At 76.7% G+C, this 13,037-nt stretch carries 12 protein-coding genes; 5 read left to right on the plus strand and 7 right to left on the minus strand.

Annotation, left to right across the window (positions count from 1 at the left end):
• Positions 1-16 precede the first annotated feature (16 nt).
• The 4 genes from IE219_RS17845 to IE219_RS17860 all read right to left on the minus strand — a co-directional run bounded on the left by IE219_RS17845 (position 17) and on the right by IE219_RS17860 (position 5,482).
• Complete coding sequence (locus IE219_RS17845; protein WP_189978459.1) at positions 17-1,720, minus strand: class I adenylate-forming enzyme family protein; 1,704 nt, start codon at positions 1,718-1,720, stop codon at positions 17-19.
• Positions 1,721-1,836: 116 nt separating this feature from the next.
• Positions 1,837-3,594 carry a CoA transferase gene (locus IE219_RS17850; protein WP_268256851.1) on the minus strand — a complete coding sequence of 586 codons (1,758 nt, stop codon included), beginning with the start codon at positions 3,592-3,594 and terminating at the stop codon, positions 1,837-1,839.
• 168 nt (positions 3,595-3,762) lie between these two features.
• The gene (locus IE219_RS17855; protein ID WP_189978461.1) at positions 3,763-4,674 is read right to left on the minus strand and encodes an SDR family oxidoreductase; all 912 of its coding nucleotides are present in this window, start codon (positions 4,672-4,674) and stop codon (positions 3,763-3,765) included.
• Positions 4,675-4,684: 10 nt separating this feature from the next.
• Positions 4,685-5,482 (minus strand): SDR family oxidoreductase, encoded by a 798-nt coding sequence (locus tag IE219_RS17860; protein WP_189978463.1) that lies wholly within the window; start codon positions 5,480-5,482, stop codon positions 4,685-4,687.
• A 78-nt stretch (positions 5,483-5,560) separates the two neighbouring features.
• Here IE219_RS17860 and IE219_RS17865 point away from each other — a divergent pair, with 78 nt between their 5' ends.
• The 5 genes from IE219_RS17865 (at position 5,561) to IE219_RS17885 (ending at position 9,703) form a co-directional block, all read left to right on the plus strand.
• The gene (locus IE219_RS17865) at positions 5,561-6,322 is read left to right on the plus strand and encodes an enoyl-CoA hydratase family protein (protein ID WP_189978465.1); all 762 of its coding nucleotides are present in this window, start codon (positions 5,561-5,563) and stop codon (positions 6,320-6,322) included.
• A gap of 21 nt (positions 6,323-6,343) precedes the next feature.
• Complete coding sequence (locus tag IE219_RS17870; protein WP_189978582.1) at positions 6,344-7,195, plus strand: CoA transferase subunit A; 852 nt, start codon at positions 6,344-6,346, stop codon at positions 7,193-7,195.
• A complete protein-coding gene (locus IE219_RS17875) occupies positions 7,192-7,980 on the plus strand; it encodes a CoA-transferase subunit beta (RefSeq protein ID WP_189978467.1) in 789 nt (262 codons plus the stop codon). The genes IE219_RS17870 and IE219_RS17875 overlap by 4 nt, the downstream gene beginning before the upstream one ends.
• Positions 7,977-9,047, plus strand: a complete 1,071-nt coding sequence (locus IE219_RS17880) for an NAD(P)H-dependent flavin oxidoreductase (RefSeq protein WP_189978469.1) — start codon at positions 7,977-7,979, stop codon at positions 9,045-9,047. The genes IE219_RS17875 and IE219_RS17880 overlap by 4 nt, the downstream gene beginning before the upstream one ends.
• Positions 9,048-9,157: 110 nt before the next feature.
• Positions 9,158-9,703 carry a VOC family protein gene (locus tag IE219_RS17885; RefSeq protein ID WP_189978471.1) on the plus strand — a complete coding sequence of 182 codons (546 nt, stop codon included), beginning with the start codon at positions 9,158-9,160 and terminating at the stop codon, positions 9,701-9,703.
• Between the two features lie 12 nt (positions 9,704-9,715).
• Here the strand turns inward: IE219_RS17885 and IE219_RS17890 are convergent, their stop codons facing one another.
• The 3 genes from IE219_RS17890 to IE219_RS17900 all read right to left on the minus strand — a co-directional run bounded on the left by IE219_RS17890 (position 9,716) and on the right by IE219_RS17900 (position 12,921).
• On the minus strand, positions 9,716-10,873 hold the full coding sequence (locus IE219_RS17890; RefSeq protein ID WP_189978473.1) for an acetyl-CoA C-acetyltransferase: 1,158 nt from the start codon (positions 10,871-10,873) through the stop codon (positions 9,716-9,718).
• Between the two features lie 63 nt (positions 10,874-10,936).
• Complete coding sequence (locus tag IE219_RS17895; protein ID WP_189978475.1) at positions 10,937-11,758, minus strand: SDR family oxidoreductase; 822 nt, start codon at positions 11,756-11,758, stop codon at positions 10,937-10,939.
• Complete coding sequence (locus IE219_RS17900; RefSeq protein WP_189978477.1) at positions 11,755-12,921, minus strand: acyl-CoA dehydrogenase family protein; 1,167 nt, start codon at positions 12,919-12,921, stop codon at positions 11,755-11,757. Before IE219_RS17900 ends, IE219_RS17895 begins: the two co-directional genes overlap by 4 nt.
• Between the last annotated feature and the right edge of the window lie 116 nt (positions 12,922-13,037).

The following is a 13,037-nucleotide window of genomic DNA, read 5'->3' on the forward strand; positions in this document are numbered from 1 at the left end:
GCTATATCTGGCGGTCTTACCCAGTATGAGTGAAATCTCCTGCCCCTCTGTTCACGCGGACCGTCGCTCCCGGCGCGGTGCCCCCGCCCAGGGCCGCCACGGCCCAGGCGGTGGCGGTGCGGCGGCAGACCTTGCCGGTGGGGCGCAGCGGCAACCGGTCCAGCAGGAGCAGGTACTCGGGGAACTTCCGCCGCTCCAGGCCCCGCGCCGCCAGCGCCGCCGTGACGGCTGCCAGGTCCGGGGCGGGCGCCCCCGGGACGGGCCGCACGCAGGCGCACAGCCGCTCCCCGAACTCCTCGTCCGGCACCGGGACGCAGACCGCCTCCGCGATCCGGGGATCGGCGCCCAGCTCCTGCTCCACCTCGGCCGGGCTGATCGTGTGACCGCCCCTGAGCACCACGGACTTGAGCCGTCCGAGGACCCGCAGCCGGCCCGCCGCGTCGAGCGCGCCGAGGTCGCCGCTGCGGACCCAGCCGCCGGCCGTGCGGTAGCGGGCGTCCAGCTCGGGCGCGGCCACGTAGCACAGCGGGCTCATCGGCCCCCGGGCCTGGATCTCGCCGGGCTCCCCCACCGCCGCAGGGGAGCCGTCCGGCCGGACGATCCGGAAGGCGGCCACGGCCGGGTCGGGGGTGCCCGCGAGGTCCCCGGCGGGGGCGGTGGTGTGGCAGTTGACGCCGTCCGAGGAGCCGTACACGGTGACGACGGGGACGCCGAAGCGCTCCCGGCAGGCCAGCGCGGTGGAGGCGGGCAGCGCGGCGCCGCTGGAGACGACGGCGCGCAGCGACGAGGTGTCCTCGCCGGGGAGGCGCGGCAGGTCGGCCATCCGGCGCAGCATGGTCGGCACGCCGAAGAGGTGGGTGGGCCGGTGGCGGACGACGGCCCGCAGGGCGTCGGCGGCGTCGAAGCGCTCGCGGACGATCAGGGTCGCGCCGAGCGCGGCGAGCCCGACCGGGACGCCCAGGGAGCCGTACGAGGAGGCCAGCGGGACCAGCACGAGGAGGCGGGGCGGTCCGGCCGGGGGGCCGGTGAGGGCCCGCAGGTAGGCGGCGCGGCCGCCGGCCATGGCCTGGTGGGCGTAGGCGACCATCTTCGGCTCGGTCTCGGAGCCGGAGGAGACCAGGAGGCGGGCCGGGGCGGTGGCCTCGGCCGGGGGGTCGGCCGGGCGGAAGGCGGTGGCGGGCCCGGCGGTGCCGATCCGCCGGACTCCCCCGGTCGCGCCGGGGGCGGTGGTGAACACGGCGCGCAGGTACGGGAGTCCGGCCGCCGCTTCGAGGTCGGCGGGTTCGCTGAGGACGGCTCCGCCGGCCCGGGAGCGGGCCAGCAGCGAGCGGGTGTCGCGGACGCCGCCGCCGAGCGGGTAGGGCAGGGCGACCGCGCCGAGGGCGTAGACGGCGAGTTCGGCCGCCGCCGCGAGGCGGCCGTTGGGCAGCCGGAGCGCGACCACGTCCCGGGCGCCGAGGCCCGCCTCCGCGAACAGACCGGCGACGCGCAGGACTTCGGCGTACAGCTCGCGGTAGGAGAGCGTGCCCCGCTCGTCCACCAGGGCCTCGCGGTCGGGGGCGGCCAGGGCGTGCCGCCGGAAGAGGGTGAAGAGGTCGGCGTCGGGGCACAGGCCCCGGGCCCGCCACTCCTCGCGGTCGGCGCGCGGGACCCGGTCGGGCAGGTCCAGGCCGTTGCGGGAGCGCCAGGGGGCCTCCCGCACGGTGGGCGTCGCGGTCATTCGGATGGTGCCTTTCCCTGTCGGTGCGGGGTCGGCCCGCCCGGTGGCGGGCGCGCGGCGGCGCCGGGTCCGGGGCGCCCGCGCGGCGGGCGGCTCCCCCGGACTCCGGGGCGGCCTCACGGGGAGGTGTCCTCCGTGAACGTCCAGGGGGCGGCCGGGCGGGCGTACGGGAGGTGCGCGTCGGGCGGCAGGACGGCCCGCGCGAAGGCGGGGTCGGCGGCGAGGGCGGCCAGATCGGTGCGGACGGCGACGGAGGGCAGTCCGGCCGCCCGCAGCCGGGTCAGCCACTCCCGGGTCGTACGGCTCCGCAGCCGGTCCGCGACCGCGTCGGCGGTAGGGGCGCCGACGGCGCGGGCGACCGCGTCGGGGCGGCGGCGCGCCTCGGCACCGAGGTGCAGCAGGCCGTCGGCGGTGGGCAGCGGGCGGTCCAGCGGGGTCAGGACGGCGCGGTGGCCGGCGCGGGGCACCAGGGCGGCGGCGGAGAGCAGCGAGGAGGTGACGCGGCCGCCCCGGCCGGTCCGCTCGCGGGCGAGGAGGCCCGCGAGGACGGCCTGGGCGAGGACCAGGCCGCCGAGGACGTCGGTGACGGTCATGAGGGAGGGGGCGGGGGGCTCGTCCGCCGGGCGCAGCGCGGCGGCGAGACCGCCGTGGACCTGGGCCAGGTAGTCGGTGCCCAGCGGCGGGACGGGGCCGAGGGCGGTGCCGAAGCCGGAGGCGGAGGCGTGCACGAGGCGGGGGTTGAGGGCGTGCAGCGCGTCGGCGTCCAGGGCGAGGGCGCGGTCCTTGCCGGGGGCCCAGTTGTGCAGGAAGACGTCGGCGCCCGCGGCGAGTTCGGCGGTGGCGGCGCGTCCCGCGGGGGTGGTGAGGTCGGCCTCGACGACGGTCTTGCCGTGGTTGAGGGCGGAGAAGCGGACCGAGCAGCCCGCGGCGACCGGGGGCAGGGCGCGCTGGGGGTCGCCGCCGGGGGGTTCGACGCGGACGACGTCGGCGCCGAGCATCCGCAGGACGTGTCCGGCCAGCGGGCCCTGGACCCGGCGGGCCGACTCGACGATCCGGACGCCCGCGAGCGGCGGGGCGCCGGGGGCGGGGACGGCCGGGGGGAGGTGCGGGGCGGGGGCCGGGGCGGCGGGCTCGGCCGTCCAGGGGGCGAGGGCGGGGGCCGTCGTGGCCGGGCCGATCACGGCGACCGACACGCCGTGCTCGGCGCCGGCCCGGCGCACGGCCTCCAGGGGGTGGGCGAGGACGGCGGCGGGGAGTTCCGGGGGCAGCGGGCAGACGGCGGTGCCGAAGCGGCTCTGGAAGGGCAGCCAGCCGCGCCCGGCCGTCCGGGACGGCACCCCTAACCGGCGCCAGAACCCGGCCCAGGCCAGCGGGTCGAGGGTCTCGATCTCGACGCGGGCGGCGTCGGCGGTGACGAGGGTGGCGAGGCCGGGGGCGGGCTCGGGCGGCGGGGCGTCGCCGTCGGGGGCCGTGGCGGTGGCGGCAGCGAGGTACTGGGTGACGGTGAGGAGGGCGCCCTGGGCGAGGGAGGTGCCGGTGCGCAGCGGCGGGCGGCCCCGGTCGCGGGCCAGCAGGGCGGCGGTGGCGCCCTGGGCGGCGAGCACGCCGGTGACGGCGGAGACGTAGGGGGCGGTGAGCGGGGCGGGGGCTCCGGTGGCCCGGCCGTGCACGTGCATGACGCCGCAGGCGGCCTGGGCGGCGCGCTCGTCGCCCGCGTCGACGCCGACCGGGCCGGTGCCGCCGACGGTCCAGCGGGGCGGGTCCGCGTCGCCGCCGGGCAGGCCGGCGAGGGTGTGGCGGAGCAGCCGCCCGGCCACCGCGCGGGCGGTGCGGGCGGGGTCGGTCCGGGTGCCGGTCTCCTCCGCCGTGCTCACGCGCCCCGCCCGTCTTCCCCGCCTCGCCGCATCGCGCGCCCTCTCCCCCGTGTCGGAACGATCTTCCGCCGGGGAGAACACCGGGAGGGCGCCCGGAGGCACGGCGTGCCCGCCGCTTCACCCTCAAAGGGGATGGCCCGCACGGCAGTTCGCCCAGCCGGGCCGGGGTCAGCGGGCGCCGTACACCGGCTGCGGGGGCTCGGCGTCGGCGAGGAGACCGAGGACCGCGTCGCCGGCCTCGGCCGGGGTCCAGCGGGCCTTCTTGTCGGCGGTGGGGCCGGGGCGCCAGCCCTCCATGACGGTGATCCGGCCGGCCTCGGCCTCGAAGACGCGGCCGGTGACCCCCTCGCCCGCGCCGGAGCCGAGCCAGACGACGAGCGGGGAGACGTTCTCCGGGGCCATGGCGTCGAAGCCGGGTCCGTCGGGGGCGGCCATGGTCTCGGCGAAGGTCCGCTCGGTCATGCGGGTGCGGGCGGCGGGGGCGATGGCGTTGACCTGGACGCCGTACGGGGCGAGTTCGGCGGAGGCGACCAGGGTGAGGCCGACGATGCCGGCCTTGGCGGCGGCGTAGTTGCCCTGGCCGACGCTGCCGAGGAGGCCGGCGCCGGAGCTGGTGTTGACCACCCGGGCGCACGGGGTGCGGCCGGCCTTGGCCTCGGCGCGCCAGTGGGCGGCGGCGTGTTTGAGGGTGAGGAAGTGGCCCTTGAGGTGGACGCGCATGACGGCGTCCCAGTCGGCCTCGCCGAGGTTGACGAGCATCCGGTCGCGGAGGAATCCGGCGTTGTTGACCAGGGTGTCGAGGCGGCCGAAGGCGTGCAGGGCGGTGGCGACGAGGGAGGCGGCGCCCTCGTCGGAGGCGATGTCGCCGCCGTGGGCGACGGCCTCGCCGCCGGCCGCCCTGATCTCCTCGGCGACGTGGGTGGCGGGGCTGTCGGGGCCGGGGGCGCCGTCGAGGCCGACGCCGAGGTCGTTGACGACGAGCTTCGCGCCCTCGGCGGCGAAGGCGAGGGCGTGGGCGCGGCCGAGGCCGCGGCCCGCTCCGGTGACGACGACGACGCGTCCTGCGCAGAGTCCGGTCATGGCGGGGTCCTCACTTCTCGGGGTGGTCGGCGGGGCGGTTGGCGGTGGCGGCGTCGAGGAAGGCGGGGCGTTCCCCGCCGCCGTGGAGGTGGAGGGCGGCTCCGGTGACGTACGCGGCCCGGTCGGAGGCCAGGAAGACGCAGGCGTCCCCGACGTCGGCGGGTTCGGCGAGCCGGCCGAGGGGGACGGTGCGGGCGACGGCGGCGAGGCCCGCCGCGTCGCCGTAGTGGAGGTGGGAGAGCTCGGTGCGGACCATACCCAGGACCAGGGTGTTGACCCGGACCAGCGGGGCCCATTCGACGGCCATGGAGCGGGCGAGGTTCTCCAGGCCGGCCTTGGCGGCGCCGTAGGCGGCGCTGCCCGGGGAGGGACGGGTGCCGCTGACGCTGCCGACCATGACGACGGAGCCGCCGGCGGGCTGGTGGCGCATCACCTCGTACGCGGCGAGGGAGGCGGTGAGCGGGGCGAGGAGGTTCAGCTCCACGACCCGGGCGTGGGCGGCGGGGGTGCCGTCGCCGAGGAGGCGGAAGGGGGTGCCGCCGGCGTTGTTGACGAGGGTGTCGAGGCGGCCGTGGTCGTCGCGGACCCGGGTGAGGAGGGCGGTGGCGGCGGCCGGGTCGCGGAGGTCGGCGGGGAGGAAGCGGGCGGCGCGGCCGGCCGCCGTGACGGGCCGGTCGGGGGGCCGGCGGGCGCAGGTCACCACCTCGGCGCCGGCGGCGAGGAGGGCGCGGGCGATCCCGGCGCCGACGCCCCGGGTGCCGCCGGTCACGACGGCGACGGTGCCGGACAGGTCGATGGTCAGGGGCAAGGGACACCTCCCGCGGCGGGCGCGCCGCTGCTATCTTCCACCTAACAAACGTTTGGTGGAAAGGTAGCTGATCTGCTCATGGGTGTCTCCACCTCCGTCCCCGACGAGGGCGTCGCCGTCGTCACCGTCGACTTCCCGCCCGTCAACGCCCTGCCGGTACGGGGCTGGTACGACCTGGCGGCCGCCGTGCGCGCCGCCGGCGCCGACCCGAAGGTCCGCTGCGTGGTCCTGGCCGCCGGGGGCCGGGGCTTCAACGCCGGCGTGGACATCAAGGAGCTCCAGCGCGCGACCGGCCCCGAGGCGATCCTCGGCGCCAACCGGGGCTGCTACGAGGCCTTCGCCGCCGTCTACGACTGCGAGGTGCCGGTGGTCGCCGAGGTGCACGGCTTCTGCCTGGGCGGCGGCGTCGGCCTGGCCGGCAACGCCGACGCGATCGTCGCCTCCGACGACGCCGTCTTCGGCCTGCCCGAACTGGACCGGGGCGCCCTCGGCGCGGCCACCCACCTCGCCCGGCTCGTCCCCCAGCACCTCATGCGCGCCCTCTACTACACCTCGCGCACCGTCACCGCCGGGGAGCTCCACCGGCACGGCTCGGTCTGGGAGGTCGTCCCCCGCGCCCGGCTGCGCGGGGCCGCCCTCGCGCTGGCCCGGGAGATCGCCGCCAAGGACGGACAGCTGATCCGCCTCGCCAAGGCCGCCATCAACGGCATCGACCCGGTCGACGTCCGGCGCAGCTACCGCTTCGAGCAGGGCTTCACCTTCGAGGCGAACCTCAGCGGCGTCGCGGACCGGGTCCGCGACGCCTTCGGCACGGACTCCGGCACCGGCAAGGAGAACTGACTCGTGACCAGGGACAAGACCATGACGGCCGACGAGGTCGCCGCCACCCTCCGCAGCGGCATGACCGTCGGCATCGGCGGCTGGGGCTCCCGGCGCAAGCCGATGGCGCTGGTCCGCGCGCTGCTGCGGTCCGACGTCACCGACCTCACCGTCGTCTCGTACGGCGGCCCCGACGTGGGCCTGCTGGCCGCCGCCGGAAAGATCCGCAAGCTCGTCGCCGCCTTCGCCACCCTCGACTCCGTGCCGCTGGAACCGCACTTCACCGCCGCCCGGCAGCGCGGCGGATTCGAACTCGTCGAGCTGGACGAGGCGATGGTCATGTGGGGGCTGACGGCGGCCGGGCACCGGCTGCCCTTCATGCCGATCCGGGCCGGGCTCGGCTCCGACGTGATGACCGTCAACCCCTCGCTGCGGACGGTGACCTCGCCGTACGGGGACGGCGAGGAACTGGTCGCCGTGCCCGCCCTGCGGATGGACGCCGCCCTCGTCCACCTCAACCGCGCCGACATCCACGGCAACGCCCAGTACCTGGGCCCCGACCCGTACTTCGACGACCTCTTCTGCGAGGCCGCCGACACCGCGTACGTCTCCTGCGAGCGGATCGTGGAGACCGCCGAACTGGCCAAGGAGGGCGGGCCGCAGTCGCTGCTGCTCAGGCGCGCCTTCGTCACCGGGGTCGTCGAGGCCCCGAACGGCGCCCACTTCACCTCCTGCGTCCCCGACCACGACCGCGACGAGCGCTTCCAGCGCCACTACGCCGAGGCCGCCCGCGACCCCGAGGCCTGGCGGGCCTTCACCGCGCGCTTCCTCTCCGGCGACGAGGACGCCTACCAGGCCGCGGTGGCGGCCTTCCACCAGGAGGAGCGGGCATGAGCGCGACCGACGGCACCACCGGCACGGACGACGCCCCGGCCACCCGCGCCGAGCACTGCGTGGTGGCGTGCGCCGAACAGTGGCGGGACGCGGGCGAGGTGCTGGCCAGCCCGATGGGCACCGTCCCCCTGATCGGCGCCCGGCTCGCCCGGCTCACCTTCGCCCCCGACCTGCTCCTCACCGACGGCGAGGCGCTGCTCATGGCCGACGTCCCCGCCGTCGGCGCCCCGCCCCGGGTCGTCGAGGGCTGGCTGCCGTACCGCCAGCACCTCGCCCTGGTCGCCACCGGACGGCGGCACGTGATGATGGGCGCCAGCCAGATCGACCGGTACGGCAACCAGAACATCTCCTGCGTCGGAGCCTGGGAGCGGCCCTTCCGGCAGCTCCTCGGCGTGCGCGGAGCGCCCGTCAACACCCTGAACAACCCGACGAGTTACTGGATCCCCCGGCACTCCCGGCGGGTCTTCGTGGAGCGGGTGGACATGGTCTGCGGGGTCGGGCACGACCGGGCCGCCGCCGCGGGCCCCTCCGCCACCCGCCACCACCGGCTGCCCGGGGTCGTCAGCGACCTCGGCGTCTTCGACTTCGAGACCCCGGACCGCACCATGCGGCTGCGCTCCCTCCACCCCGGCGTCACCGTCGCGCAGGTGCGGGAGGCGACCGGCTTCGAGCTGGCCGTCCCCGACGAGGTGCCGTACACCCGCACGCCGACCGCCGGTGAACTCCGGCTCATCCGCCGGGAGATCGACCCGAAGGGGCTCCGGGACCGGGAGGTCCGGCCGTGAGCGACACCGTGCTCGCCACCCCGCTCACCGCGCTCACCGGCGTCCGCCACCCGATCGTGCAGACCGGCATGGGGTGGGTGGCGGGCCCCCGGCTCGTCTCCGCCACCGCGAACGCGGGCGCGCTCGGCATCCTCGCTTCCGCGACCATGAGCCCCGAGCGGCTGCGCGACGCCGTCCGCGAGGTCGGGTCCCGCACCGACGCGCCCTTCGGGGTCAACCTGCGGGCGGACGCCGGGGACGCGGCCGAGCGGGTGCGGATCATCATCGAGGAGGGGGTGCGGGTCGCCTCCTTCGCCCTCGCCCCGTCCCGCGAGCTGATCGCCCGGCTCAAGGACGCGGGGGTCGTCGTGATCCCCTCCGTCGGCGCCCGGCGGCACGCCGAGAAGGTCGCCGCCTGGGGCGCCGACGCGGTCCTCGTGCAGGGCGGCGAGGGCGGCGGGCACACCGGAAGCGTCGCCACCACCGTCCTCCTCCCCCAGGTGGTGGACGCCGTGGACATCCCGGTCATCGCCGCCGGCGGCTTCCACGACGGGCGCGGCCTGGTCGCGGCGCTCTCCTACGGCGCGGCGGGCGTCGCCATGGGCACCCGCTTCCTGCTCACCTCCGACTCGACCGTCCCGGACGCGGTGAAGGCCCGGTACCTGGCCGCGGCCGTCACCGACGTGACCGTCACCACCGCCGTGGACGGGCTGCCGCACCGGATGCTGCGCACCGAGCTGGTCGACGCCCTGGAGCGCTCGGGGCGGGCCGCCGCGCTGCTGCGGGCGGTGCGGCACGCGGCGGCCTTCCGGCGCGAGGCCGGTACCGGCTGGGTGCGGATGGTGCGCGACGGGCTGGCCATGAAGCACGGCCGGGACCTGTCCTGGAGCCAGGTCCTGCTGGCCGCGAACACGCCGATGCTGCTCAGGGCGTCCATGGTGGAAGGGCGCACGGACCTCGGGGTGATGGCGTCGGGCCAGGTCGCGGGGCTCATCGAGGACCTGCCGTCCTGCGCGGAGCTGGTCGGGCGGGTGATGGCCGAGGCGGCGGCGGTGCTGGGGGCGCTGCCCCGTACGGCCCCGTCCTGAGGATCGTTCCCCGTGTCGGGGGTCCCCCGGGGCGCGTCCGCGCCGGGGGACCCCCGACAATGTCTTTCTCCCGCTCCTCGCGCCCCGCGCCTCCCGAACGGATCCGCCCCATGCCCGTCCACCGGCTGAACCACGCCGTCCTCTTCGTCTCCGACCTGGAGCGCAGCCTCGCCTTCTACCGGGACGTCCTGGAGTTCCGGCCGCTGCCGCGGGCGTTTCCCGGAGCGGCCTTCCTCCAGGCGGCCGGGTCCGCCAACGACCACGACCTCGGCCTGTTCCAGTCGCCCGAGCCTGGCTCCGGCGGGCGGGCCGGGCGGGTGGGCCTCTACCACCTGGCGTGGGAGGTGGACACCCTCGCCGAGCTGGACCGGATGCGGACCCGGCTGACCGAGGCGGGGGCCCTGACCGGGGCGAGCAACCACGCCTCCACCAAGGCGCTGTACGCGCGCGACCCCGACGGCATCGACTTCGAGGTGTGCTGGCTGGTCCCGGACCACGCGGTGGAGGCGGAGCTGACCGCCATGACCTCGCCGACCCGGCCGCTCGACATCGAGGCCGAGATCGCGGCGTACGGTGCGCGGACCCCGGGCGGTCCCCGCACCGATCACGCGGTCTGGCAGCGGCTCTTCGGCACCCGGGAGGCGGACCGCGGGTGACGGGTCACAGCGTCATAGGCGCTCGATGATCGTGACGTTCGCCTGGCCGCCGCCCTCGCACATGGTCTGGAGCCCGTAGCGCCCCCCGGTGCGCTCCAGTTCGTGCAGGAGGGTGGTGGCCAGCCTGGTGCCGGTGGCGCCGAGGGGATGACCGAGGGCGATGGCGCCGCCGTTGACGTTGACCTTCTCCGGGTCGGCGCCGGTCTCCTTCAGCCAGGCGAGGACGACCGGGGCGAACGCCTCGTTGATCTCGACCAGGTCGATGTCGTCCAGCGTCATCCCCGTCTTCTTCAGGGCGTACGCGGTCGCCGGGATCGGCGCCGACAGCATCCGGATCGGGTCCTCGCCGCGCACCGACAGGTGGTGCACGCGGGCGCGCGGGACCAGCCCGTGCTCCCGTACCGCCCGCTCGCTCGCGAGGAGCATCGCGGAGGCGCCGTCGGAGACCTGGGAGGAGACGGCGGCGGTGATCCGGCCGCCCTCGACCACGGGGGCGAGCCCGGCCATCTTCTCCAGGCTGGTGTCGCGGCGCGGGCCCTCGTCGGCGGTGACGCCGCCGTAGGGGACGATCTCGCGGTCGAAGCGGCCCTCGTCGATCGCGCGGGCCGCCCGCCGGTGCGAGCGGAGCGCGTACTCCTCCATGTCGCGGCGGCTGATGTCCCACTTGTCGGCGATGAGTTCGGCGCCGTGGAACTGGTTGACGGGCCGGTCCCCGTAGCGGGCCCGCCAGCCCTCGGAGCCGGCGTACGGGCCGCCGGTCAGGCCGAGGGGGTCGGCGGCCTGGCGGCTGGCGAAGGCGATGGGGACCATCGACATGTTCTGGACGCCACCGGCGACGACGAGGTCCTGGGTGCCGGACAGGACGCCCTGGGCGGCGAAGTGGAGGGCCTGCTGGGAGGAGCCGCACTGGCGGTCGACGGTGACGCCGGGGACCTCCTCGGGGAGTCCGGCGGCCAGCCAGGCGGTCCGGGCGATGTCACCGGCCTGCGGTCCGACGGTGTCGAGGCAGCCGAGGACGACGTCCTCGACGGCCGCCGGATCGACGCCCGCGCGCTCCATCAGCGCCTTGAGGGCGTGCGCGCCGAGGTCGGCGGGGTGGACGGCGGCGAGCCCGCCGCCTCGCCTGCCGACCGGGGTGCGGACGGCTTCCACGATGTATGCCTCGGCCATGGTCACTCCTTGCTCGGTGTCGGTGGGTGGGTCGGGGCGCCGCCCTGCCCGGGGGGGCCGGTCTCACGGGTGCTGGCTGCTGACCGAGAGGGCCTCGCCGGTCAGGTAGGAGGAGTAGTCGCTGGCGAGGAAGACGATGACGTTGGCGACCTCCCAGGGTTCGGCGTGGCGGCCGAAGGCTTCGCGGGAGGTGAGTTCGGCGAGGAGTTCGGGGGTGGTGACCTTCGCCAGGTGGGGGTGCATGGCGAGGCTCGGGGAGACGGCGTTGACGCGGACCCCGTACGCGGCGGCCTCCAGGGCGGCGCAGCGGGTGAGGGCCATGACGCCGGCCTTGGCTGCGGCGTAGTGGGCCTGGCCCTTCTGGGCGCGCCAGCCGACCACGGAGGCGTTGTTGACGACGACGCCTCCGGTGCCGGCGGCGCGGAAGCGGCGCAGGGCGGCGCGGGTGCAGCGGAAGGTGCCGCCCAGGGTGACGTCGAGGACCCGGTCCCACTGCTCGTCGGTCATGTCGGCGAGGTCGGCGGTGCCGCCGAGGCCGGCGTTGTTGACGACGACGTCGAGGCGGCCGTGGCGCTCCTCGGCGAGGTCGAGGAGGGCGGCGACCTGGGCCTCGTCGGTGACGTCGCAGGGCAGGGCGGCGACCCGGTCGGCGCCGAACTCGGCGGCGAGCGCGGCCTCGGTCTCCTTCAGGCGGCGGGCGTGGGCGTCGGAGAGGACCACGCGGGCGCCCTCCTCCAGGAGGCGGCGGGCGGTCGCGCCGCCGATGCCGGCCCCGGCGGCGGCGGTGACGACGGCGCCGCGTCCGGCGAGCAGCCCGTGGCCGGGGACGTACGGGGGCGGGGCGGCGGGCGCGGGCGAAGGGCGGCGGGCCGGGTCGGGGGTCATGGTCGCGGCTCCTTCGGCAGGCCGAGGACGCGCTCGGCGATGATGTTCCGCTGGATCTCGTTGGATCCGGCGTAGATGGTGTCGGAGCGGGAGAAGAGGTAGAGGCGCTGCCAGTCGGTGAGGTCGTACGGCTCCCCGGCGGCGAGCATGCCGCCGGCGCCGCAGACGTCCATGGCGAGCGCGCCGAGTTCGCGGTGCCAGGTGGCCCAGAAGATCTTGCCGATGGAGGCTTCGGGGCCGGGGGCGCCGGCCGCGGCGCCGCTCAGGGTCCGCAGGGCGTTGGAGCGGATGGTCTCCAGGCCGGTCCAGGCGCGGGCGAGGCGGTCGCGCAGGTGCGGGTCGGCGGCGGCGCCGTTGCGCCGGGCCAGGGCGATGACGGCCTCCAGTTCGCGGCGGAAGCCGACCTGCTGGCCGAGGGTGGAGACGCCGCGCTCGAAGCCGAGGGTGGCCATGGCGACCTTCCAGCCGTCGCCGGGGGCGCCGACGACGTGGGCGGCGTCGGTGCGGGCGCCGTCGAAGAAGACCTCGTTGAACTCGGAGGTGCCGGTGAGCTGGACGATCGGCCGGATCTCGACGCCGGGCGCGCGCAGCGGGACGAGCAGGTAGGACAGGCCGTGGTGGCGGGTGGAGCCGGGGTCGGTGCGGGCGACGACGAAGCACCAGTCGGCCTCGTGGGCCTGTGAGGTCCAGACCTTCTGGCCGGTGACGACCCACTGGTCGCCGTCGCGTTCGGCGCGGGTGCGGACGGCCGCGAGGTCGGAGCCGGCGCCGGGCTCGGAGTAGCCCTGGCACCAGAGTTCGCCGACGGCGGCGATCGGGGGGAGGAAGCGGGCGCGCTGGGCGGCGGTGCCGAAGGCGATGAGGGTGGGGCCGAGGAGCTGTTCGCCGATGTGGCCGACGCGGGCGGGGGCGTCGGCGAGGGCGTACTCCTCGTGGAAGGCGACCTGTTCCTCCAGGGTGGCGCCGCGGCCGCCGTACTCCTCGGGCCAGCCGACGCAGGTCCAGCCGTGGGCGGCCATGTGCCGCTCCCAGGCGAGGCGTTCGGCGTGCGCCTCGTGTTCGCGGCCGGGTCCGCCGCGGCCCTTGAGGTCCGCGAAGCCTCCGGTGAGGTGGGAGCGCAGCCAGCCGCGCACCTCGCTGCGGAACTTCTCGACGTCGCTCATGGCCGTACGTTAACCTACCAAACACTTGTTAGGGAAGGAGCGCGGATGTCCGCTGCCCGCACCACCGCAGGGCCCGGCCGCACCCGGTCCGGCCGCCCGGAGACCGGCCGCCGGAG

Origin of the sequence: Streptomyces termitum, from assembly GCF_014650175.1 — a bacterium.
In the GTDB taxonomy this organism is placed as follows: Bacteria; Actinomycetota; Actinomycetes; order Streptomycetales; family Streptomycetaceae; genus Streptomyces; species Streptomyces termitum.